Raw genomic sequence first — 22901 nt, 5'->3', positions numbered from 1 at the left:
CTGACCGAGGCGGACGCCCCCGCGACCGCCCGCATGACGATGATCCAGGCGATCAACTCCGCGCTCGACGTGGCGATGACGCGCGACCCCGACGTGATCGTGATGGGCGAGGACGTCGGCTATTTCGGTGGGGTGTTCCGCGCCACCGCGGGGTTGCAGGCGAAGCACGGCAAGACCCGCGTGTTCGACACGCCGATCACCGAGATCGGGATCATGGGCGTCGCGATCGGGATGGGCGCGTACGGCTTGCGCCCCGTCCCCGAGATCCAGTTCGCCGACTACATCTATCCCGCGCTCGACCAGCTCGTCAGCGAGGCGGCGCGGCTGCGCTATCGCTCGAACGCTGAGTTCATCTCACCCCTGACGATCCGGTCGCCCTATGGCGGCGGCATCTTCGGCGGGCAGACGCATTCGCAGTCGCCCGAGGGCATCTTCACCCATGTCTCCGGCATGAAGACGGTGATCCCGTCGACCCCCTACGACGCCAAGGGGCTGCTGCTCTCGGCGATCGCGGACAACGATCCGGTCCTCTTCCTTGAGCCCAAGCGGATCTACAACGGCCCGTTCAACGGCCATTGGGATCGCCCGTCCGAAAACTGGTCGAAGCATCCCGGGGGCGAGGTGCCGACCGGCCATTACACCGTGCCGCTGGGCACGGCGAACGTGGTGCGCGCGGGCGAGGCGGTGACGATCCTCTGCTACGGCACGATGGTCCACGTCTGCGCGAGCGCCGTCGCGGACGCCGGGGTCGACGCCGAGATCGTCGACCTGCGCACTTTGGTCCCGCTCGACATTGAGACGATCGAGGCGAGCGTGAAGAAGACCGGGCGGTGCATGATCGTCCACGAGGCGACCCGGACGTCCGGCTTCGGCGCGGAATTGTCGGCCTTGGTGCAGGAGCGGTGCTTCTACCACCTCGAAGCCCCGATCGAGCGCGTCACCGGGTTCGACACGCCGTATCCGCACAGCCTGGAATGGGCGTATTTCCCCGGGCCGGTGCGGATCGGCATGGCGCTGAAGAAGATCATGGCGGCCTGAGCGGCCTCGCCGCCCCGTTCGTCCCGAGCGAAGTCGAGGGACGGGGCGATACGGCTGCCGCGAGATCTCGACTTCGCTCGACACAGGCTTACTCGGCACGAACTGATTGGGTTGGAACTGACATGGCGCGCTTCACCTTCAAGCTGCCGGATATCGGCGAGGGCATTTCCGAGGCCGAGATCGTCGCCTGGCACGTCGCGGTCGGCGACCGCGTCGAGGAGGACCAGCAGCTCGCCGACATGATGACCGACAAGGCGACCGTCGAGATGGAGTCGCCGGTCGCGGGCGTCGTGGTCGAGCTGGCGGGCGAGGTCGGCGATCAGGTGTCGATCGGTGCCGCGCTGGTAGTGATCGAGACCGATGCGGCGGGCGAAGCGGCGGCTCCGGCGGAGGCGCCGGCGTCGGTGGAGGAGCCGACGTTCGAGGCGGAGAATCCGGGGGTGGAGGAGGCCATTCCCTCTCCCCTCCGGGGAGAGGGAGAGCCGCGCAGCGGCGAGGGAGAGGGGCAGAGCAATGCGGTTGGTGAGTCGCACAGCCCCTCTCCCGCCTCGCCTTCGGCTCGGCACCCTCTCCCCGGAGGGGAGAGGGAAGAGAAGCCCATCCTCGCCTCCCCTGCCGTGCGCATCCGCGCAAAGGAGCTCGGCGTCGATCTGTCGCAGGTGAAGGTGGCCGAGGGGGATCGCATCCGGCACTCGGACCTCGACGCGTTCCTCCGCTACGGTGCCGGCGAGGGCTATCACCAGCCCCACGCGTCCCGCGCGCGTGAAGACGAGCAGGTGCGCGTCATCGGCATGCGCCGGCGCATCGCCGAGAACATGGCGGCGGCGAAGCGCAACATCCCGCACTTCACCTATGTCGACGAGATCGACGTGACCGAGCTGGAGCGGATCCGCGCCGACCTCAACGACCATCGCGGGAGCCGGCCCAAACTCACCATGCTGCCGCTGCTGATCGTCGCGATCTGCCGGACGCTCCCCGACTTCCCGATGCTCAACGCGCGCTACGACGACGAGGCGGGCGTGGTGACTCGTTCGGGCCGCGTCCATCTCGGCATGGCGACGCAGACCGATGCCGGGCTGACCGTGCCGGTGATCCGCGACGCGCAGGACAGGAACGTCTGGCAGCTTGCGACCGAGATCACCCGGCTTGCGGAAGCGGCGCGGGCGAACAAGCTCAAGTCCGAGGAACTGCAAGGGGGGACGATCACCGTCACCTCGCTCGGCCCGCTCGGCGGGATTGCGACGACGCCGGTGATCAACCGTCCGGAGGTCGCGATCATCGGGCCGAACAAGATCGTCGAGCGCCCGGTCTTTGTCGGCGACGACATCGTCCGCGCCAAGCTCATGAACCTGTCGATCAGCTGCGACCACCGCGTCGTCGACGGCTGGGACGCCGCGAGCTACGTCCAGGCGCTCAGGACGTATCTCGAGACGCCGGTGCTGCTGTTCGCGGAGTGATGCGGCCGGCGTAATTTACCCCACCGTTCGCCCCAGCGACGTCGAGGGACAATGGGTCTCGACGTCGCTCGACACGGACGGCGATCGGGCGTGTGCGCTATACCCGTCGGCCGCTGAACAGCTGCACCAGCCCGACGATGATCGCCAGCACGATCAGGATGTGGATCAGCCCGCTCGTCACGTGGAACGCGAACAGGCCCAGCGCCCACAGGATCAGCAGGATGACGGCAATCGTCCACAGCATCGTTCGGGTCCTCTCTCGTAGGTAAGGCGCAAAACGGCGCGGTCCGAGCGTCCGTTCCCGTACGCGGCAACATTTCGTTACGGCAGCGACCGTTCGAGCACGACGCGAACGATGTGAACTGCCCTGCGCGGCAGCGCTGCCCGACAGGGAGAGTGAGCGACGGCGCGGGAGCGCGATCGGCTACCCTTCGGCGCCGCCCTGCTTGCCGGCGCCGGTGGTCGGATCGTCGGTGTCGAACTCCTCAGTCGGTCCGGCGCCGCTGCCGCGGGTCGCGCCCGTCGCGGGATCGAAGGAGGCGCGCGCGCCCGCGCCGTCGCCGGCGTCCTCGGGGCGCGCGGCGACGGTGCCCGAGGGAGCCTCGTCGCGCTTCAGATCCTCGTCGCGGACATGCTCGTCTTGGCCCGAATAGCCTTTGGCACGATCGAACGGCGCCTCGCCATGCTCGCGCTCGGGATCGACGTCTGGGTGGGGATGTTGGGTCATGCGGCTTCAACGCTCGGCAGCACGATCCGTGCCGGCTGCCCGGGTCCGCATTTTCGAAGCTCCGGTATGGAGCCGAATGGTGGGTGGCGGCGCGCGGGGCGCGGCCGCTTGCCGCGCCGCACGACGCGCCGCCGTACGTGCATCCTCCGGTCCGCTCATCGTCCGTCTTGTGCGGCTTGGCGGTTCCGACGGCTTAGGACCGGCCCCAACCAGCGCCAAGCCCGATTTCCGGGCAATGCACGAAAAAGCGTCAGTGTAGCGCTTCTGCAACAATCGGTATGTTAGCGATGTCAGACTCGGCACGTGCGAGCGCGGCCGGATCGTCGACGTCGATCCACCATCGCTCGCCGATCGTCAGCGACCGCGCGTCGCCGTGCAGCGCCAGCCGACCCACCCCCGCCGAGATCGAGCCCGCGCCGCCGCCCGCGATGTCGGCATGGAGCGCGTCGTGGAACATGCCGTCCACCCGGAACACGCCGCAATCGTAGGCGTCGTAATCGCCCAGATGCTTCCCGATCGCCAGGATCGCGTCGCCGTCGGTCCGAACCCGGGTGACGTCGTCCAGGTCGACGCGGGGATTGTCGAGCCGTCGATCGACCGCGAGCCGCAGGGGCGCGGGAGCGGCGGCGATCAGCGCGGCGACGATCGCGGCGTCGAACAGATGGTCGGCCATCATCAGCAGATGCGGCGCGCGGCCGATCGCGGTCGCGCCCGACAGCACCGAATGGCCGTTGGCGACGCTCCAGTCGGCGGTGCGGACGCAGCGGGCATCGGGATGCTCGGCGCGCAGATACGTCTCGACCATCTCGGCATGATGCCCGGTCACGACGACGAAGCCGGTCGCCCCGCCCGCGCGCGCCGCGTCGAGCACGCGCCCGATCAACGGCACCCCGGCGACCGGGGTCAGCGGCTTGGACGCAGAGACCGCGCGCAGGCGCGAGCCGTAGCCCGCCGCGACGATCAGCGCCTCCATCTATTCGGCGGCGATGCGGGCGTCGCCGTGGATGAACTCGTCGGTCAGCTGCGCGGCGATGTCGTCGGTGACCTGCTCGGGCGGGTGCTTGCAGAAGAAGGCGCTGGGGCCGGTCAGCGCACCCGACTGGCCGCGGTCGAGCGCGAGCTTCACACAGCGGATCGCGTCGACGACGACCGCGGCGGAGTTGGGACTGTCCTCGACCGACAGCCGCAGCTCGAGGTTCATCGGCACGTCGCCGAACAGATTGCCCTCGAGCCGCAGGAAGCAGAGCTTATTGTCGTGGAGCCAGGGGATATAGTCCGACGGCCCGACGTGGATGTTCTCGTCCGCCAGCCGTTCGGCGAGCACCGCCTGGACCGCCTCGGTCTTCGACTCCTTCTTGCTCGCCAGCCGGCCGCGGTCGAGCATGTTCATGAAGTCGGTGTTGCCGCCGGTATTGAGCTGATAGGTGTGGTCGATCGTCACCCCGCGCTGCCGGAACAGGTTCGACAGCACGCGGTGGACGATCGTCGCGCCGACCTGCGCCTTCACGTCGTCGCCGATGATCGGCAGCCCCGCGTCGGCGAAGCGCTGCTCCCACTCGGGACGGCTGGCGATGAACACGGGCATGCAGTTGACCACGCCGATCCCGGCCTCGATCGCGCACTCCATGTAGAATTCGGTCGCGGCCTGCGAGCCGACCGGCAGGAAGTTGACGAGGACCTCGGCCCCCGAACGGCGCAGCTCGGCGACAATCTGCTCGCGCGTCGCGTCGGCGGTGTCGTCGAGCTCGAAGCCGCGGTCGTTGGCGGCGAGCATGTGCGGGGCGACGCCGTCGAGCCGCGCGCCCATCCGGACGACCGTCCCGGTCTGCGGCACGTCACGGTGGAAGACCTTGGTGCAATTGGGCTTGGCGAAGATCGCCTCGCCGAGATCGCGCCCGACCTTGCGGTCGTCGACATCGAAGGCGGCGACGAAATTGATGTCGGAGACGCGGTAGCCGCCGATATCCTCGTGGATCAGCCCGGCGGCGGTGTTCTTGCCGGCATAGTGATACTTTCCCTGCACCAGCGAGCTGGCGCAATTGCCGACGCCCACCACCGCGACCTTGATGTCAGCCACTTCCACCTACCCATGAGGCGCGCACGCGCCGAAAAAGAGACAATCGAATTACGGCGTGGTGACAGAAGCGTGACGGCTGTCAAGCGAACCGCGTCGGGCTAAGAGGAAAGCGTGACTGCACCATCCGCTCCCCGCACCGGCAAGCCGCGCGAGGCGCAGGGCTGGTCGAACGCCCACCTGTTCCATCCGGCGGCGAGGCGGCTCGCGACCTGGCTCGCGCGGACGCCGGTGACGCCCAACATGGTCTCGGTCGCGGGCGCGGCGATGGTGGTCGCGGCGGGCGTGCTCTACGCCGTCGTCGCCACCCCCGCGGCGATCGCCCTCGGCCTCGCGATCCACCTCGGCTGGCACGTCGTGGACGGCGCGGACGGCGACCTTGCGCGGATGACCGGGCGCGCGTCGCCGATCGGCGAGGTGGTCGACGGACTGTGCGACTATGGCGGCCATATCGTTCTGTACCTGCTGCTGGCGGGCGCGCTGTTCCCGGCGCTCGGCTGGACGGCGTGGGCGCTGGCGGTGGCGGCGGGGCTCTCCCGGGTCGTCCAGTCGGTCTATGCCGAAACGCAGCGACGCACCTATCTGTGGTGGGCGTACGGCGTGCCGTGGCTGCGGACCGGGGGCGGCGCGAACGGGCGAGCCGGTGCGGCCGGGCGGCTCTACGTTGCGATCTCACGCCCGCTGAGCGCGGGAACGGAGGCGGTCGAGCCATTCGTCGCCGGCGGCGATCCGCGGGTCGCGCCGCTCGCCCGGAGGGAGGGACGCCGCACGCTGCCGCTGCAGGTCGCGCTTGGGGCGAATGCGCGGACCGTGGTGCTGGGACTGAGCATGATCGCGGGGAGCGCCGCCTGGTTCTTCCTGATCGAGGCGAGCGCGCTCAACCTGCTGCTGGTCGTCTCGATCCTCCAGCAGCGGCGCGCATCGGCGCGGATCGCGCGGGCGCTGGGCGGAACCGCCGCGCATACGGCGGGTTCGTTTTGCCGAGAGAACGAGGGAGATCGGTGATGCGGACGGCGGTGGTTCTTGGGGTGGGCGCCCTGGCGCTGGCGGGGTGTGGCGAGGACCGGCCGGCGACCGGCGCGCCGGTCGCCGGCGGCGCGCGCGCGACCGCGGTGCTGACGACCGCCGCCGGGGTCGAGGTCGGTCGGGCCACCGTCGCGGACGTGAAGGACGGGATGCGGGTGACCTTCGACGGCAAGGCGCTGCCGTTCGGCACCCACGGCATCCACCTCCACACGGTCGGCCGCTGCGACGCCCCGGACTTCGCCAGCGCGGGCGGGCATTGGAATCCGACGGGGATGAAGCACGGTTCGATGAACCCGCAAGGGCCGCACGAGGGCGACTTGCCAAATCTGCTGGTCGACACCGGCGGACGCGGGACGATCGGCGCGGTGATTCCGGGTGCGAGCGTCGCGGCGCTGCTCGACGCCGACGGCGCGGCGCTGGTGATCCACGCCGCCGCCGACGATCTGATGACCGATCCGTCGGGCAACAGCGGCGGGCGGGTGGCGTGCGGGGTGTTCGCGCCCGCCTGATCGCGACACCGTGCGTTACGCTCGTCACGATGCCTTCGCTGTTTCCCAAGCCTCGAAATATGAGCTCGATGTCTCGGCAAGCCCCTTGGAGAACTCACCACCGAGAGGATCATGCGGCATCGTGAGCGCGATCGGATCGAGCGACGCCGGCCGAGCTAGCGCCAGCGTGGCACTGGCCGCGCTGCGCTAGAGGCACGCCTCCAGATACGCCTGGTCGAAGCCGAACTGCTTCGCCTTGTCGAGCGTGTACGGGCGCAGGCCCATGGCGCGATATTCGCCGATGATCTTGCCGTCCGCCGATTCGTCGAGATATTCGAACTTGAAGAGTTCCTGCGTCACGATCACCGGGCCTTCCATGCCGATCACCTCGGTGACGTTGGTGACGCGCCTGGAGCCGTCGCGCAGACGCTTGACCTGGATGATGAGATCGACCGAATCGGCGATCTGACGCGAGATCGCTTCCTTGGGCACCTTGATGTCCGACATCATCACCATGTTCTCCATGCGCGCCAGGCATTCGCGCGGGGAGTTGGAGTGGAGCGTCGCCATCGAGCCGTCGTGGCCGGTGTTCATCGCGGCGAGCAGATCGAAACACTCGCTGCCGCGGATCTCGCCCAGGATGATCCGGTCCGGGCGCATACGCAGCGCGTTCTTGACGAGGTCGCGGATGCTGATCTCGCCCTGACCCTCGAGGTTCGCCGGGCGGGTCTCCAGCGGCAGCCAGTGCGGCTGCTGGAGGCGGAGCTCGGCCGCGTCTTCGATCGTCAGCACGCGCTCGCCGGGGTCGATCATCTTCGAGATCGCATTGAGCATCGTCGTCTTGCCCGAGCCGGTGCCGCCCGAGATGACGACGTTGAACCGGCACGCGCCCGCGATCTTGAGCGCGGTCGCCATCTTGGGGCTCATCGAGCCGAAGCCTGCCATCATGTCGAGCGTGATCGGCTTGGCCGAGAACTTGCGGATCGAGATCGCGGTGCCGCGCAGCGATAGCGGCGGCACGATGACGTTGACGCGGCTGCCGTCCTTGAGGCGCGCGTCAGCGAGCGGCGTCGTCTGGTCGACGCGGCGGCCGACCGAGTTGCAGATCCGCTGCGCGATCTGGAACAGATGCTCCTCGTCGCGGAAGCTGATCTGCGCGAGCTGGAGCTTGCCCTTCTTCTCGATGTAGGTCTGTTCCGGCCCGTTGACCATGATGTCGCTGATGTCCGGATCGGCGAGCAGCTCCTCGAGCGGCCCGAGCCCGAGCAGCTCGTCGACGAGCACCTTTTCGAGCGCGAACTGCTCGCGCCGGTTGAGCGTGAGCTTCAGCTCGGCGAGCACCTCGCCGATGATCGGGCGGAACTCCTCGGCCAGCTCGTCCTTGCCGAGCGTGGCCGCGGCCTCGGGATCGACGCGCTCGAGCAGGCGGGGGAGCACCTGCTCCTTGATCTTGTGGATCGACGCCTCGAACCCCTCGACGCGGCTGTTGCCCGCCTCGCCGCTCGCGTTCTGGCGATCGGTGAGCCGCTGCATCGCGTCGACCGACGACGCGCCCGGCATCGCCGCCAGCGTGTCCTCGGTCTCGCCGGGTAGCGGCGGGAGGGTGTCGAGCGGGGGAAACTGGTCGCCGCCCGGCTCCCCGCGACCGCCACCCTGCATCGGCCGGGCGACGCCGAACCCCGGGCGTCCCCCCGTGCCTACCCCGTTCCGCCGCCCGAATGCGCTCATGGTCGTGTCGATCCTACCCCGGTCCTGCCGACCGTCCGGTTAAGCGTGAAGCTTTGCGATTTCATAAATGACCGGACCGCGTCGGGGTCACGGCACGACGCGCGGCCAGGGCGACGTCCAGCACCGCACCGGATCGTGCGGCGTCACCCACGCCGGCGTCGTCGGGCGGACGGGGGCGGGCACGCGCGCCAGTCGCGCGACATACGTCGCCGCTCCGCCGGGCACGACCCCCAGATACCCGCACAGCATCGCCGGCGCGCGCGGCGCCGTGACGGCGCGCAGCACCTCGTTGGCGGGGGTGGCCAAGCCGATCGCGAGCGCCACGCCGGCCCAGGTCCGCGCCCGCGCCGCGCGAGGATCGGCCGGAGCGGATCCCAGCAGGTCGGCGAGCGCCACCGACAGGACGGCCAGCGCCGGGATGCTCGCGCGCATGATGAAGTCGACCGAGTCGCCGATCCGTCCGAACGGCGCGAGCAGGAGGACGCCGGTGGTGATCCCGAGCGCGACCGTACCGAGACGTCCGCTCCGGCGGGCGAGCCACGCCGCGTAGAGCAACGGGCCGACCTCGAGGAGCTCGAACACGACATAATCGCCCCACCGCGGCCATTCGAACGTCCCGCCCACGGTGTCTCCGGCGGCCGCCAGGTACAGGAACGACGGCGTTGCCAGGATCACGGCGAGCGTCGGCAGAGCGATTGCGGCCGCCGGACGTTTCCGGGCGCGAAGCAGCGGCCAGCCGGCATGCGCGGCGAAGGGAAGCATCCCCAGCATGGCCAGCGGCGAGAGCACGCCGAGCGCCGGGACGACCGCCAACACCGCCGGGGCCGGGGCCCGGCCGTTGCGCCAGAGGAGATAGAGCAACGCGCCGATCCACCCCGCCAGCGCGTGTTGCGGCGCCCAGAAGGCCTGGGTGACGTGCGACGAATATTGCGCGTGCGCGGCCCAGCCTTCCAGATGCCCGATCGGCGATCGTCCGGTCAGCACCGCGCCGATCACGTCCATGCCGCTGAAGCCGGTCACGACCGCCAGCGCGATCACTCTGCCGCGGGCGGTGGCGAACAGCCCGCGGCCGAGCGCGAGGACGGCGGTCAGCACGGCGCTGTTCTGGGCCAGCATCGCTACCTCGGCCGCGCGCTCGCCGAGCAGTTTGCCGGCCATGGCCGGCAGCATGTAAAGCCCGATCGGCAACCGGAGCAGGGTGCCGCCGTCGACCGAATAGACGAACGGCCAGGGATCGAGAACGAGGTCGCGCAGGACGGCGTTGCGCACCTGCCAATCGGTATTGGCGTAGAACAGGCGCGCTTCGCCGCCCAGGACGAAGACGACGAGCGACACCGCGAACAGCCGGCCGAGCGTGCTCCACCCGACCGCGTCACGCGCCCAGCCGGCCGCCCGGCGCATCGCCGCGACGAAGGCGGCGAAGGCGAGGACGCCTGCGACCAGCGCCGTCGGGCCGAACCCCAGGAAGCGCCAGAGCAGCAGGTGCTGGATCGACAGCCAGGCGAACAGGCCGGCGGACAGCGTCGCCGGGCTCAGCGCCGTCGGGACCGTCCACCCGCGATGGGCGCGCCGGAGCGGTTCGTCAGCGAGAGCGCCCACCTGCATCCGCCCCCTGATGGCGACGATCCGTTGCGGTCGGGTTAACCAAGGCATCAAAGCGCCGCTCTCGGCCTTGTCCGGTCAGAGAGCGGGACGCATCGGAACTCGGGCGGCGACGCACGGCGGGGGTCGCCAGCCGCGATCGGGCCGGTCGGGCGCGACGACGAACAGCGTGAAGACCTGTCCGTCGAATCCGGCGGGCACATGCGCGACGCGCGCGATCAGGCCGTCGAAGACGCCGCTCCTCAGGCGATCCAGCGGGAGTTCGGTCAGCAGGTAGAGTCGGCCGTGCCGACGGGTCAGGTCGCGGAGATATCGCGCCAGTTGCGCCGGCTGAAAGGCGGCGCGGCCGTTCCACCGGACGAAGCTCTGGCGGCATTCCTGGCCCACCCGCATGAACTCGAGGCCCGAGAGCGCCGCCACCCCCTCGCCCGAGCTTTCGGGGAAGTTAATCCATGTCCGGTCTTCCAGGTGCGCCGCCCGGATCGCCCGCACCGCCTCGGGCGCGGTGTCGAACGGCGTCGCGAGGTTGATCGCGGCGACGAGCAGTCCGCACGCGGTGCCGACGGCGAGCCAGAGCCGGAAGACCGCGTCGGGCGCCTCGCCGTGTTCGGCCGCACGCCAGCGTAGCGCGACCAGCACCATCGCGCAGAGCGACAGGTGTCGCGCCTGGAGGGGATAGACCGCGAGGCTGAAGACGAGCGTCACCCCGATGAACCCGCCGAGCAGGAGGCGATCCAGCGGTCGCTCCCGCGTCTCGTAATGAGCGAACCACACGAACAGCGGACCGAACACCGTGCCCAGCAGGAATGGCGCCGGGGCGTTCCAGCCCAGCACCGCGGTCTTGCCCGCCTGGAGCGGGACGAGCGAGACGCCGAGATTGGCGATCCACGCGCCGAAGTCCTCGAACGGCGGGTTGAGCGCCAGCGCCGGCACGACGTCGGCGGCGGGACGGACGCACCAGGCGGCGGCGACGCCGAGCGCGAGCCAGGCGGCGATGCCCGGCGTCCAGAGCCGGCGGTCGCGCCATTGCAGGATCACCAGCCCCACCGAGATGACGCCGAACAGGAAGTCGCACATCGGCAGCAATGCGATCGGCAGCCACGCCCACCGCGACCGGCGCAGCGCCATCGCCAGCACGACGGCCATCACGCCCAGACTGAGGCTGCGCGAGAGCGTGAGATATTCGAACGTCATCAGCTCGCCCGCGGCGAGCATCAGCCGCTCGGCACGGCTGAACGGCGCACGCCAGAGGATGGTCGCCTGGGTGACGAGCGCGATCGGCAGCAGCGCCGCGGCGAGCACCCAGCCGGACGGGACCAATGCGCCGAGCGCCCGCAGGATCAGATACCAGAGCGGCGGGTGGCCTTCGTAGCGCAGGTTCGCGAACAGATCGGCCAGGGTCGGCGACTCCAGCGCGATCAGCAGCGCCTGCCATTCGTCGAGCCAAGGGCGGTGTCCGACGATCAGCGCCGTCTGGACGATCGCCAGCGCGCCGATCGCCGCCCACCAGGCGAGCGACGCTGCGGCGGGGGTGCGCCACGTCGGCGCCGGCCTGGGCAGCGGCGCGACCATGGTCGAAGCTGAAGCGTGATCGATCCTCACGCGGCTCCGATGCGCGAAAAATGGTTAAGACAACCCTCAGACGCCCTCGCGCCGGCGCAGCGCGCGTTTGCGATCGAGGCCCCAGGCGTAGCCGGCGAGATCGCCGCTCTTGCGCTGGGCGCGGTGGCAGGGGATCACGATCGAGACCGGGTTCGCGCCGCATGCCGTGCCCGCGGCGCGCACCGCCTCGGGCCTGCCGACCGCCGCGGCGAGTTCGGAATAGGTCCGCGTCTCGCCCGGCGGGATCGCGGCGAGCGCCTGCCACACCGCCTCCTGGAACGCCGTTCCGCGCAGGTCGAGCGGCAGCGCGCGGCCGCGGCCGGGGCGCTCGACCTGCTCGACGACCGCCGCCGCGAGCCGCGCCAGCGCCGCGTCGCCGGGGACGATCGTCGCCGCGGGGAAGTGCTTCGCGAGGGCCGCCTCGCCCTCGTCGAACGAGACGCGGCACAGGCCCTTGGCGGTCGCGGCGACCAGCAACGGGCCGAGCGAGGTCGCGGCGACGGTCCAGCGGATCGTCTCGCCCGGCGCCCCCCTGGCGCGCGTCGCGGGCGACATGCCCAGCCGCTTCGCGCCACTTTCGTAGAAGCGGCTGGGGGCGGAATAGCCCGCCTCGTAGATCGCCTGGGTCACGCTGCCGCCGGCCAGCGCGTCGGCGGCACGCCGGGCCCGGACGCCCCTGGCGTAGGCGGCGGGGGTGACGCCGGTGTCGCGCTTGAACAGCCGGTGGAAGTGATGCGGGGCGTAGCCGACGCGGGCCGCGAGATCGTCGAGCGCGATCGTTTCCGCCGCGGCCTCGAGCAGCGCCATCGCCTCGGCCACCGCCTGCGCGTCGCGGCCGGCCTCGTCGGGTCGGCACCGCAGGCACGCGCGAAAGCCCTGGCCGCGGGCCTCGTCCGCGGTGGGGAGGAAGCGGACGTTCTCGCGGCGGGGCCGCCGCGCCGCGCAACTCGGCTTGCAGTAGATGCCGGTGGTGACGACCGCGACGACGAACGTCCCGTCGGCGGCGCGGTCGCGCGCGAGGAAGGCGGTCCAGGCGGCGGCTTGGTCGATGGCGTGGGTCATGGCGACGATCTACGCTAGCGGCGCCCCGCGGACACCCCGGGGCTTGCGGTCAAAGCGCGCACCGCGCCGCAGTCGCGCCGCGACTCGTGGCGTTTCAACACACCGTTAACCACAGCGTCGCTAATCCTGCCGCTCCGGCAAGGCGGGGGAGCGATCCGATGACGATTGAGGCGCACGAACGGCAGAAGAACGGATGCCTTTGCTGCGGAGGCGCCGACCTGGCGGCCGAAATGTCGATCGTCTCGTCCTATCTGGCGTACAAGGCGTTCGGCGGGCGTCCCGAGACCTGCCGACTGCTCACCTGCCGAAGCTGCGGGTTCCGCTTCTACGACCGCGGGCTCACCGATGCCGAGCAGGAGGCCTATTACGTCGGCTACCGCAACGAGGATTATTACGTCGAGCGGCATGGCCACGAGCCGTTCTACACCCGCGGGGAGCACGCGAAGATCGCCGACCGGCTGGGTTCGGGCGCTCGCCGCGCGGATTTCACTCGGACGCTCGAACGCGCTGCGGTCGATCCGCACTTCGTGTCGGTGATCGACTATGGCGGTGGCGAAGGTTCGCTGATCGCCGATCTTCCCGCGGCACGCCGCGTCTCGTTCGACCCTTCCGGCACGCCGGGGTTGCCGGGCGTCGAGGTGATCGGCGCGCGGCCCGATCTGCCCGCCGACGCCGACCTGATCACCTGCGCGCAGGTTCTGGAGCATGTCTCCGATCCCGGCGCGGTGCTCGACGACATGATCGCGCTCGCACGACCGGGCGGCCTGCTCTACCTTGAGGTGCCGGACCAGGTCTGGCGGCGGCCGATCCCGGGGACATTGGGGCGGCGCACCGCGGAATGGCTGTGCCGTCACCCGCGCGCGCTGCTCGCGGCGGATGTCTTCGGGACCGCCTTCCGCGTGAAGCTGGGCGTGCTGCCGCCCTTCGCCTTCGTGCCGATGCGCGAGCACATCAACTTCTTCTCCGCGGCGGCGCTGCGCGCACTCGCGGAGCGCGATCCCGCGCTTCGGATCCGTTACGAAGGCCGGGCGGCGGACGGATCGTTCTGCCTGATCGCCGAGAAGCGGACGAGCGGGACCGGAGCGCGCCCGCAAGCCGCCGAACATCTCGACGCCGCGCCGCTCGCCGTCGCCTGCTGAGACCGTCCTGATCCGTCGTGGCGGCGGCGGCGCGCCCGGTGTACGCTGATCCCGGCGATCGCGGACGGGAGAGCGGGATGGACGACGAACAGCCGGTGCTGGTGACGATCGACGGCGCGGTGGCGACGGTGACGCTCAACCGCCCGCAGGCGATGAACGCATTGTCGAAGGCGCTGCGCGCCGAACTGTACCGCGCGATGGTGCGGGTCGACGGCGACGAGTCGGTCCGCGTCGTGATCCTGACGGGGGCGGGCGACCGCGCCTTCACCGCCGGGCTCGACCTCAAGGAACTGGGATCGCAGGCGGGCGCGCTAGGCAGCGCCAACGCGACCGGCGCGGACGAGAACCCGGTCAAGGCGATCGAGCTCTGCCGCAAGCCGGTGATCGGCGCGATCAACGGCGTCGCGATCACCGGCGGGTTCGAGGTCGCGCTCGCCTGCGACATCCTGATCGCGAGCGAGACGGCGCGCTTCGCCGACACGCATGCGCGGGTCGGGGTGATGCCGGGCTGGGGGCTGAGCCAGAAACTGTCGCGGCTGATCGGCGTGAGCCGCGCCAAGGAGCTGTCGCTGTCGGGCAACTTCCTCGACGCCGCGACGGCGGAACGTTGGGGCCTGGTCAACCGCGTGGTGCCGACGGACGAACTGATGCCGGCGGCGCGGCGGCTGGCGGCCGATATCGCCTCGGCCGATCCGGACTTCATCGGCGCGTACAAGCGGCTGATCGACGACGGCTTCGCGCTGCCGTTCGGCGAGGGAATGGCGCTGGAGCACGAACGCTCGTCGGCGGCGAATGCAGCGGTGACGCCCGAGTCGGTCGAGGCACGCCGGGCGGCGGTGCAGGCGCGCGGGCGGGCGCAGTAATCCCAGCGCGCTAGGCGACCAGCCGCATCGCCAGCGCCTCGCGTCGCGTCGCGTCGACCCCGAGCACCTCGTCGGCGTAGCGCTCGACGCTGCCGAACCGCTCGCCGATCGCGGCGAAGGCGGCGGCGAGATAGTCCGCCTCGACGCCCATCAACGCCAGGATCGTCTCGTCGTCCATATGCTCGCCGTAGCGCGCGCGGATCGACGGGGCGGCGGAGGCGATTCGGCGCGCGGGGTCGCCCGCGGTTAGGGTCAGCAGATAGTCCGCGGTCGCGTCGTCGGGGTGGACGCCGAGCAGCGAATGGAGCAGCGCGACGGCCAGCCCCGTACGGTCCTTGCCGGCGAGACAGTGGAGCAGCGACGCGCCGTCGCGGGTTGCCAGCGCCTCGAAATAAAGCCGCAGCGAGCCGACCAGCACCGGGCGGAACGGCATGTTGACGTAGAGGCGACGCATCGCCGCGCGCGCGCCCGCGGCGTCCTGGATGCCTTGCCCGGCCTCCTCGTGCGGAGCGAGTTCGGTGCCCGCGGTCTCGCCGGGGGCGAACAACACTTCGCCCGCGAAGCCGTCGACGCGGCGGCACGGCATCTCGCTGCGCTCGGCGTCGCCGCGCAGATCGATGACGGTGCGGATGTCGAGCCGGGCGATCTGCGCAAGGTCGTCGTCGGTCGCGTCGCCGTGCTGGCCCGAGCGCCACAGGACGCCGGTGCGGATGCGCCCGCCCGCCGCCGGATAGCCGCCATAGTCACGGAAGTTGTGGACGCCTTCGAGGGTGAGGATGCGATCGGTCATGGCCTCCGCCCTGTCGCCGCTTTGCGTCGCTGTCGTGACCGTCATGCGGTGAGCACCATCTTGAGCGCGCCGTCCTCGCGCGCATCGAACATCCGATACGCCTCCTCGCCGGCGGCAAGGGGCATCCGGTGGCTGATGTAGCATTCGGGCTTCAGGCGCCCGGCGCGGACCAGCGGGATCAGCGCGGGCAGCTCCTCCGGGACCGAGCAGGTGCCGACCCGGAAGGTGAGCCCGCCGGCGAAGGCGCGTTCGAGCGGGAAGGCGAACCGGCGCGATTGCTGGACGCCGATCACCGACACCGTGCCCCGCCGCCGGACGAGGCGGAGCGAGAGGTCGACGGTCGCGTCGGCGCCGACCGCCTCGACGACGCTGTCGAGCTTGCGCCCGCCGGTCGCCTCCTCGATCGTCTCGATCGCGCCATCGGGATGGAGCGCGACCGCGCCCGCCGCCTCGGCGAGCGCGCGGCGCTCGGCGATCGGGTCGATCGCATAGACGACGCCTGCGCCCATCACGTAGGCCGCCTCGACCGCCATCAGCCCGATCGGGCCGAGCCCGACGATCGCGACGCTCGCACCGGGGACGATGTCGGCGCCCCGCGCGCCGAACCAGGCGGTGGCGAGCGCGTCGGTCATCATCAGCGCCTGCTCGGCGGAGACGCCCTCGGGGATCTTCACCGCGTTCATGTCGGCCGCGGGGACGCGGAACCACTCCGACTGGACGCCCTGGAGCTTGGCGGAGAGGCCGTAGCACCCCCCGGCGTTGTTGGCGCAGTCGATGACGTTGCCGGCGAGGCACGACCGGCACGCACCGCAGCCCACCGCGGCGGGCATCATCACGGTGTCACCGACCTTGATCTGCGTCACCGCGCGGCCGACCTCGACGATCTCCCCGACCGATTCGTGCCCGACGCAGAAGCCGACGTCCTCGGAGAAGCCGTGGCCGTGATAGATGTGGAGATCGCTGCCGCAGATGCTGCATGCGGTCATCTTCACGATCGCGTCGCGGTCGGTTTCGAGCCGTGGATCGGGCATGTCGTCGTGGCGGATGTCGCGCGCGCCGAAATAGCGGAGGGCTTTCATGGCAGCTGGTCCTCGATGCGGTAGAAGCGGGCCGCGGTGCCGGCGAACAGGTCGCGCTTCTCGTCGGCGCTTGCACCCCGGGCGATCAGCTTGAAGGCGGTCCAGAGCGTGCCGTATTCGGTTCCCCAGCGATCGACCGGGAAGTTGCTCTCGAACATCGCGCGCGACGGGCCGAACGCCTCGATCCCGGCCTCGACATAGGGGCGGAACAGGTCGGCGAGCGGCGCGGCGGTCGGTCGCGTGTCCGGGCCGAGGTGGCCGAGCGCGCAGAAGGGCATGGCGAGACCGCCGAGCTTGACGGTGACGTTGGGGCAGGTCGCAAGCTCGTCGATCGCGGCCTTCCACCCGGCGAAGCGCTCGTCGTGGCGTCCCTTGTAAGTCCCCAGGCCGAGCGGAGTGCCGAGGTGGTCGAGGACGATCGGTTGTTCGGGAAAGGCGCGGGCGAGTGCGGTCACCTCGCCGATCTGCGGTTCGAGCACCCAGGCGTCGAAGGTCAGGCCGCGCCGGCCGAGCTCGGCGAAGCCGTCCCGGAACGTCGCGTCGGCATAGAGGCCGGCGGGGGCGTGGCCGAGCGGGCCGAGCACCTCCGGGTCCGCGTCGTGCGCGCCGATGTGGCGGATGCCGCGGAACCGGCCGCCTCCGGCCGCGATCTCGGCATCGAGCACCGCGCCGACTTGCGCGCCGAGCGTCAGATCGGCCTGGCCGACGATCCCGGCGCAGGCGCGCCAAGGACCGTAGGTCCCGCTCGCCGACATCGCAGCGACGCCGTTCACGAACTCCACCTCGCCGACCGGCTTCAGCTCGGCCGGCCCGTCGGCGCGGTAGAAGGCGCCGCACTGGAGGAAGACGGTGGCGACGATGTTGTGCCCCGCCCCGCGGCAGTCGGCGCGCAATTCGTCGAACAGATAGCGCGGGCTCTGGCGCAGGATCGCGCCAAAGGGGTGCGGGCTTTCCGGCATGTGCGGCAGCGCCGGGGTGAAGTCCCACAGATGATGGTGGGGATCGACGATCGGCAGATCGGGGTCGAGGATGTCTTCGGTCATGGCTGCCCTTTTAGTTGCCCCCACCCCGTCCGTCCTGAGTAGCCGCTGAGCGAAGCGAAGTGGCGTATCAAAGGACCTGAGGCGCGGGTCCTTCGATACGGGCCTTGGCTGCGCTCAGTCCCTACCAGGACGAACGGATGGGGTGGGACGTCACCGCGCATTGCTCGCGGCATATTCGCGGATCTTCTGCTTGCCGAGCTGGCTCATGTGGACCTCGTCGGGGCCGTCGGCGATGCGGACGAAGCGGTTGATCGTGAAGAACTCGGCGATCGGCGTGTCGTCGCTGACGCCCATCCCGCCGTGCGCCTGGATCGCGCGGTCGCACACCTGCTGCGCCATCATCGGCGCGACGACCTTGATCGCGGCGATCAGGTCCTTGGCCTCCTTGTTGCCGACCTTGTCCATCCGGTCGGCGGCCTTGAGCGTGAGGAGTCGTGCCATCTCGACCTCGCAGAAGCCGCGGGCGACGTCCTGGCGGATGCTCGACTGGTCGGAGAGCTTCTTGCCGAACGCGACGCGGCTGTCGACGCGGCGCGCCATGATCTCCAGCGCGCGCTGCGCCTGGCCGATCGAGCGCATGCAATGGTGGATGCGCCCCGGCCCGAGCCGGCCCTGCGCGATCTCGAACCCGCGGCCCTCGCCCAGAATCAGATTGCCCTTGGGGACGCGGACGTTGTCGAACTTCAACTCCGCCTCGCCGCCGGGCGAGTGGAGGCTGCCGAACACGCGCTGATTCTTCACCACGCTGATGCCGGGCGTGGCCTTGGGGACGAGGATCGTCGAATGCTGGGCGTGGCGGGGCGCGTCGAAATCGGTCTTCCCCATCACAATCAGCAAGGTGGTCGCCGGGTGCATGAAGCCCGAGATCCACCATTTGCGGCCGTTGATGACGTAATCGTCGCCGTCGGGGGTGATCGACATCTCCAGATTGGTCGCGTCCGACGAGGCGACCTGCGGCTCGGTCATCACATAGGCGGAGCGGATCTCGCCCGCGAGCAGCGGCTTGAGCCAGCGCTCCTGCTGCTCGGGGCTGCCGTATTTCGCCAGCACCTCCATGTTGCCGGTGTCGGGGGCGGAGCAGTTGAACACCTCGCTCGACCACGGCACGCGGCCCATGATCTCGGCGAGCGGCGCATATTCGAGGTTGGTGAGACCGGGCGAGACCGCGCCATATTCGTGCGGCAGGAACAGGTTCCAAAGCCCTTCGGCCTTGGCCTTGGCCTTGAGCGCCTCCAGCCCCGGCCATTCCTTCCACAGGTTCTCGGGCGCGAGGACGAACTCGTGGCGCTCCTCCTCGTGCGGATAGACGTGCGCGTCCATGAACGCTTCGACGCGAGCGATCAGGTCCTTGGTCTTGTCGGAATAGTCGAAGTCCATCGCGGGGTTCCTTCAGAGAATCGGGTGCTCGATCCGGCGCAGCGCGCGCTGGAAGAGCTGGATGGTGTGGGCGTGGAGCGCGTCGCCGATCGGCTTGGGGGTCAGCCCGGCGCAGGCGCGGGCGTGGCTGCCTTCGAGGATCGCGCCGAGCTTGAACGGGGCGAGGACGGCGAACCAGCGCGCGTCTTCGGGCGTGCGGCCCGTCGCGGTCAGATAACGTTCGACGATCTCGGCGAGCGTCGGAAAGCCGTCCCACGGCTCGACCGAAACGCGCTGTTCGCCCTCGTCGGGGTCGCGCCAGGTCGCGGTCAGCCAGCCGAGATCGAGCAGCGGATCGCCCTTCGAGGCAAGCTCCCAGTCGACGATCGCGGCGAGTTCTGGCGAATCGGGGCGGAACATGACGTTAGCGAGGTGATAGTCGCCGTGGATGATCCCCGGTCGCATCGCCGCAGGCCGGTTCGCCTCCAGCCAGGCGGTGATCGCGTCGACCCCGGGGAGGGCGGCCAGCCCGCTCCATCCCTCGAACTTGGCATAGCCCTCCAGCTGCGCGCGCCAGCGCGGGGCCTGGCGTTCGAGCCAGCCGTCGAGCGAGCCGAACGACCCCTCTACCTTGTCGGGATCTACCCGCGACAGCGCGACGATGCCGTCGACCATCGCCTCCCCCATCCGCCGTCGCATCGCCGGGTCCCCGGCGTGGAGCGCGGGCAATCCTTGCGTCGGGTTGAACCCCTCGACCGGGCGCATGAGGTAGAAGGCGCTGCCGAGCACCGCCGGCTCGCCCTCGCCCGCGACGAAGCGCGGGTGCGGCACGTCCGAGCCGTCGAGCGCGGCCAGCACGCGCATCTCGCGGCGCATCACCTCGTCGCTCTCCGGACGCGGTCGGCGCGGCGGGCGGCGGAGGACGAAGCCTTCGCCGGCGCGATCGAACCGGAGCAGGACGTTCTGGGTGCCGCCGCCGAGCGTGCGCGGCGATTCGAGCGGGCCGGCGCCGAGTCCCCGCGCGTCCATCCAGCGGACGAGCGCATCGAGATCGATCAGCTCGCGCCAGAACTCCGCGTCATGCGCGATCTCGCCCACGCTATGTCTCTCCTAAGCCGTATGTTTTAGTATGGGCCGGGGCGTACCGGGTCAACGCTCTTGCCGGATCGCTTCGGCTCGCCGATGCTGGCGCGATGAGCAGCAAGCCCTTGACGCGCGGCGACACCACCCGTGGCGAGTTGAAGCGCGCCGCACGCCGCCTCTTCGCCGAACGCGGGATCGCCGCGGTCGGGATGCGCGACATCCTGGACGCCGCCGGGCAGCGCAACGCCGCGGCGGTTCATTATTATTTCGGCGGCAAGGACGAGCTGCTGCGCGAGCTGGTGATCGACGGCGCGCGGACGACGGATGCGCGGCGGCAGGAGATGGTGGACGCCGCGGAGGCGAAGGGCATCACCCTCGACGACGTCGTCCGCGCGATGGTCGTGCCCAGCGTCGAGCTGCCCGGCGATTGGGGAGAGGGCGAGACCTATCTGCGTTTCATCGGCAATCTGCAGGCCGAGCGCCGACAGCTGTTCGCGGAGGCCGCGGGAAGCGAATCGCCTGCTTATGCCCGGTGTTACGAGCACGTCCGCCGGCTGCTGGCGCACGTGCCGTTGGCGGTGGTCAACCAGCGGCTGCTGTTCGCCGGCCTTGCGCTTCAGGCGATCCTCGAGGCGCGCGAGGCGGCGCTCGACGGCGCCGACGCGCACGAGCATCCCTATTGGAGCCGGGAAGGCGCGCTCGACGCGATCGTCGACGCGGTCAAGGCGATCCTGGTCGGAGCGGGGGGTGCCGCCTAGCCTGCTGCTCGCCGCCGCGGCGCTGGCAAGCCCGGCCGCGGCGCCGGACTGGTCGCACGCGCTCCGCCCGGTCGGGACCTCGACGGCACGGTTCGCCGTGGCGCAGCGCATGGCGCGGTGGCGGGTGAAGGGGCTGAGCATCGCGGTGGTCGACGAGTGCCGGATCGTCGACCAGCGCGGGTTCGGGGTCGCCGACGCGGCGGGGACGCCCGTGACGTCGACGACGCTGTTCCAGGCGGCGTCGATCAGCAAGCCGGTGGCGGCGGTCGCGGCCTTGAAGCTGGTCGAGGCGGGACGGCTCTCGCTCGATGGCGACGTCCGCGCGGGACTCCGGTCGTGGACCCTGCCGGGCGACGCGCCGGTGACGCTGCGCGCGCTGCTCGGCCACGCCGCGGGCATCGGGGTCGCGAGCTTTCCGGGCTACACCGTGGGCGTGCCGCTGCCGTCCTTGACGCAGGTGCTGGACGGGGCGCCACCCGCGAATACGCCCGCGGTGCGGATCGACGGCGCGGCGGGGCGTTGGCGCTATTCGGGCGGCGGGTACGAGATCGTCCAGGCGCTGCTGGAGGATGTGTCGGGCGAGGGCTTCGCCACCCTCGCCGACCGACTCGTGCTCACGCCGGCCGGGATGCGCGACAGCGGGTTCGATCAACCGCCGACGCCCGAGCGCGCGGTCCGCGCCGCCACGGCGTTCAACGCCGCGGGCCTGCCGATGCGTGGCCGTTGGCGGGTCTATCCCGAACTCGCAGCGGCGGGCTTGTGGACGACCCCGGGCGACCTCGCCCGCTTCGCGATCGGGATCGCACGGAGTGTGCGCGCGGAGGGCGGGCTGCTCTCGCCCGACGGCGCGCGCGCCATGACGACGCGCGGGCCGGGCGGCTGGGGGCTCGGCGTCGTGCTCGGGCCCGGCGGCCGGTTCGGTCACACCGGCTCGAACGCAGGGTTCACCTCCGCGTTCGTGATCTTGCCGGAACGCTGCCGCGGAGCGGCGGTGATGACCAACGCCGACGCCGGGCGCGCTCTGATCGACGAAGTGCTGCGCGCGATCGGCGAGGCTTATGGCTGGGATCAGCCGGCGACGAATGCGGCGAGCGCGCGGCCGAACGGCTCCGGCTGATCGAGCATGACGAAATGCGCCGCGCCGCCGATCGCGACGAAGCGCGTGCCCGGCGCATCGGCATAGGCGCGGCGATAGAGCCCGCCCGCCTGCGCTTCCGGCAGCGCGTCATTGTACGGATAGACGAGCGTGATCGGCGCGGCGATCGCCTTCAGGTCGGGACGCAGATCGGTCGCCAAGTCCTCGTACATCGCCTCGCCGGTGACGCGCGAGTCCGCGGCGGCGGCCCAGGCGGCGACTTTCACGCGCGCGTCCGGCGTCAGCGCGAAGCGTTCGGCGACGGCACGCGCGGCGGCGGGGTTCGGCGTGCCATAGCTCGCAACCGCGGCGTCACGCATCGCCTTAGCCTGCGGCTCCATCATCGCCGGGGTCATCTGCGGGCCGAACATCTGGCCGAAGAAGGGGAGCGAATCGACGATCATCAATTTGCCCGTGTCCGCCGGGTGCGCCTTCGCCAGCATGAGCGCGACGAGACCGCCCAGCGAATGACCGACGAGGGCCGCGTTCGTCAGACGCTCGCGCGCGAGATAGGCGTGGAGGTCGGCGACGACGCCGGCGAGAACGCCGGGCGAGAGGTTCGCGCCCGGCGCGTCGCCGGCGAAGCCGTTGATCTGGACGAGGATCACGCGGTGATCGCGGGCGAGCGTCGGCGCCACCCCATCCCACACGGCACGAGGGGAGGCGAGGCCGGGGATCAGGACGACGGGCGCACCGCGGCCGATCGCGACGACCGAGATGTGGTCCATCCGCGCCTCGGGAGCGGGGGCAGGGGCGGGCACCGGACCGACCGCATGGCACGGGTTCGTCGGAAGGACGGTCGCGACGGTGATCGCGGCGGCGAGCAGGCGGAGGCCGAAGAAACGGATCAT

At 70.6% G+C, this 22901-nt stretch carries 22 protein-coding genes; 8 read left to right on the top strand and 14 right to left on the bottom strand.

Annotated features, from left to right (window positions below; genetic code table 11):
- The first annotated feature begins 33 nt into the window (after positions 1 to 33).
- Together AC4GYY_RS08285 and AC4GYY_RS08280 are read left to right on the top strand one after the other, a co-directional pair.
- A complete protein-coding gene (locus tag AC4GYY_RS08285) occupies positions 34 to 1038 on the top strand; it encodes an alpha-ketoacid dehydrogenase subunit beta (RefSeq protein WP_491120230.1) in 1005 nt (334 codons plus the stop codon).
- A 122-nt stretch (positions 1039 to 1160) separates the two neighbouring features.
- Positions 1161 to 2495 (top strand): dihydrolipoamide acetyltransferase family protein, encoded by a 1335-nt coding sequence (locus AC4GYY_RS08280; protein WP_491119796.1) that lies wholly within the window; start codon positions 1161 to 1163, stop codon positions 2493 to 2495.
- 97 nt (positions 2496 to 2592) lie between these two features.
- Here AC4GYY_RS08280 and AC4GYY_RS08275 read toward each other — a convergent pair whose 3' ends face one another.
- The 4 genes from AC4GYY_RS08275 to AC4GYY_RS08260 form a co-directional block, all read right to left on the bottom strand.
- On the bottom strand, positions 2593 to 2739 hold the full coding sequence (locus AC4GYY_RS08275; protein WP_491119795.1) for a lmo0937 family membrane protein: 147 nt from the start codon (positions 2737 to 2739) through the stop codon (positions 2593 to 2595).
- A gap of 180 nt (positions 2740 to 2919) precedes the next feature.
- A complete protein-coding gene (locus tag AC4GYY_RS08270; RefSeq protein ID WP_491119794.1) occupies positions 2920 to 3222 on the bottom strand; it encodes a hypothetical protein in 303 nt (100 codons plus the stop codon).
- A gap of 250 nt (positions 3223 to 3472) precedes the next feature.
- Complete coding sequence (locus AC4GYY_RS08265; protein ID WP_491119793.1) at positions 3473 to 4195, bottom strand: NTP transferase domain-containing protein; 723 nt, start codon at positions 4193 to 4195, stop codon at positions 3473 to 3475.
- Positions 4196 to 5299 (bottom strand): inositol-3-phosphate synthase, encoded by a 1104-nt coding sequence (locus AC4GYY_RS08260; protein ID WP_491119792.1) that lies wholly within the window; start codon positions 5297 to 5299, stop codon positions 4196 to 4198.
- A 111-nt stretch (positions 5300 to 5410) separates the two neighbouring features.
- On the opposite strand from AC4GYY_RS08260, the gene AC4GYY_RS08255 reads away from it, so the two are divergent.
- Positions 5411 to 6301, top strand: coding sequence for a CDP-alcohol phosphatidyltransferase family protein (locus AC4GYY_RS08255; RefSeq protein ID WP_491119791.1), 891 nt, complete (start codon positions 5411 to 5413; stop codon positions 6299 to 6301).
- Positions 6301 to 6831: a superoxide dismutase family protein gene (locus AC4GYY_RS08250; RefSeq protein ID WP_491119790.1), complete on the top strand. Its 531-nt coding sequence runs from the start codon at positions 6301 to 6303 to the stop codon at positions 6829 to 6831. Before AC4GYY_RS08255 ends, AC4GYY_RS08250 begins: the two co-directional genes overlap by 1 nt.
- A 186-nt stretch (positions 6832 to 7017) precedes the next feature.
- Here the strand turns inward: AC4GYY_RS08250 and AC4GYY_RS08245 are convergent, their stop codons facing one another.
- The 4 genes from AC4GYY_RS08245 to AC4GYY_RS08230 all read right to left on the bottom strand — a co-directional run bounded on the left by AC4GYY_RS08245 (position 7018) and on the right by AC4GYY_RS08230 (position 12804).
- Complete coding sequence (locus AC4GYY_RS08245) at positions 7018 to 8538, bottom strand: TadA family conjugal transfer-associated ATPase (protein ID WP_491119789.1); 1521 nt, start codon at positions 8536 to 8538, stop codon at positions 7018 to 7020.
- A gap of 87 nt (positions 8539 to 8625) precedes the next feature.
- Positions 8626 to 10137 (bottom strand): hypothetical protein, encoded by a 1512-nt coding sequence (locus tag AC4GYY_RS08240; protein WP_491119788.1) that lies wholly within the window; start codon positions 10135 to 10137, stop codon positions 8626 to 8628.
- 81 nt (positions 10138 to 10218) lie between these two features.
- The gene (locus AC4GYY_RS08235; protein ID WP_491119787.1) at positions 10219 to 11712 is read right to left on the bottom strand and encodes a hypothetical protein; all 1494 of its coding nucleotides are present in this window, start codon (positions 11710 to 11712) and stop codon (positions 10219 to 10221) included.
- A gap of 66 nt (positions 11713 to 11778) precedes the next feature.
- On the bottom strand, positions 11779 to 12804 hold the full coding sequence (locus AC4GYY_RS08230) for a bifunctional transcriptional activator/DNA repair enzyme AdaA (RefSeq protein ID WP_491119786.1): 1026 nt from the start codon (positions 12802 to 12804) through the stop codon (positions 11779 to 11781).
- A 158-nt stretch (positions 12805 to 12962) separates the two neighbouring features.
- On the opposite strand from AC4GYY_RS08230, the gene AC4GYY_RS08225 reads away from it, so the two are divergent.
- On the top strand, positions 12963 to 13943 hold the full coding sequence (locus AC4GYY_RS08225) for a class I SAM-dependent methyltransferase (RefSeq protein WP_491119785.1): 981 nt from the start codon (positions 12963 to 12965) through the stop codon (positions 13941 to 13943).
- 77 nt (positions 13944 to 14020) lie between these two features.
- Positions 14021 to 14806, top strand: a complete 786-nt coding sequence (locus tag AC4GYY_RS08220; protein ID WP_491119784.1) for an enoyl-CoA hydratase — start codon at positions 14021 to 14023, stop codon at positions 14804 to 14806.
- A gap of 10 nt (positions 14807 to 14816) precedes the next feature.
- Here AC4GYY_RS08220 and AC4GYY_RS08215 read toward each other — a convergent pair whose 3' ends face one another.
- The 5 genes from AC4GYY_RS08215 to AC4GYY_RS08195 form a co-directional block, all read right to left on the bottom strand.
- Positions 14817 to 15596 (bottom strand): tyrosine-protein phosphatase, encoded by a 780-nt coding sequence (locus AC4GYY_RS08215; protein ID WP_491119783.1) that lies wholly within the window; start codon positions 15594 to 15596, stop codon positions 14817 to 14819.
- A gap of 41 nt (positions 15597 to 15637) precedes the next feature.
- A complete protein-coding gene (locus AC4GYY_RS08210; RefSeq protein WP_491119782.1) occupies positions 15638 to 16675 on the bottom strand; it encodes an alcohol dehydrogenase family protein in 1038 nt (345 codons plus the stop codon).
- Positions 16672 to 17718 (bottom strand): amidohydrolase family protein, encoded by a 1047-nt coding sequence (locus AC4GYY_RS08205; RefSeq protein ID WP_491119781.1) that lies wholly within the window; start codon positions 17716 to 17718, stop codon positions 16672 to 16674. Before AC4GYY_RS08205 ends, AC4GYY_RS08210 begins: the two co-directional genes overlap by 4 nt.
- A gap of 150 nt (positions 17719 to 17868) precedes the next feature.
- Complete coding sequence (locus tag AC4GYY_RS08200; RefSeq protein ID WP_491119780.1) at positions 17869 to 19095, bottom strand: acyl-CoA dehydrogenase family protein; 1227 nt, start codon at positions 19093 to 19095, stop codon at positions 17869 to 17871.
- 12 nt (positions 19096 to 19107) lie between these two features.
- Entirely contained in the window at positions 19108 to 20172 is a 1065-nt protein-coding gene (locus AC4GYY_RS08195) for a phosphotransferase family protein (protein WP_491119779.1), read from the bottom strand.
- A 95-nt stretch (positions 20173 to 20267) separates the two neighbouring features.
- On the opposite strand from AC4GYY_RS08195, the gene AC4GYY_RS08190 reads away from it, so the two are divergent.
- Positions 20268 to 20915, top strand: a complete 648-nt coding sequence (locus AC4GYY_RS08190; protein WP_491119778.1) for a TetR/AcrR family transcriptional regulator — start codon at positions 20268 to 20270, stop codon at positions 20913 to 20915.
- On the top strand, positions 20905 to 22032 hold the full coding sequence (locus tag AC4GYY_RS08185; RefSeq protein WP_491119777.1) for a serine hydrolase domain-containing protein: 1128 nt from the start codon (positions 20905 to 20907) through the stop codon (positions 22030 to 22032). The genes AC4GYY_RS08190 and AC4GYY_RS08185 overlap by 11 nt, the downstream gene beginning before the upstream one ends.
- Here AC4GYY_RS08185 and AC4GYY_RS08180 read toward each other — a convergent pair.
- Entirely contained in the window at positions 21984 to 22901 is a 918-nt protein-coding gene (locus AC4GYY_RS08180) for an alpha/beta fold hydrolase (RefSeq protein WP_491119776.1), read from the bottom strand. The two genes, AC4GYY_RS08185 and AC4GYY_RS08180, sit on opposite strands and share 49 nt — an antisense overlap.

Source organism: Sphingomonas sp. SP6, from assembly GCF_058313435.1.
Note: the sequence above shows the minus strand (reverse complement) of the source record. Positions and strands in the feature narration are given on the sequence as shown.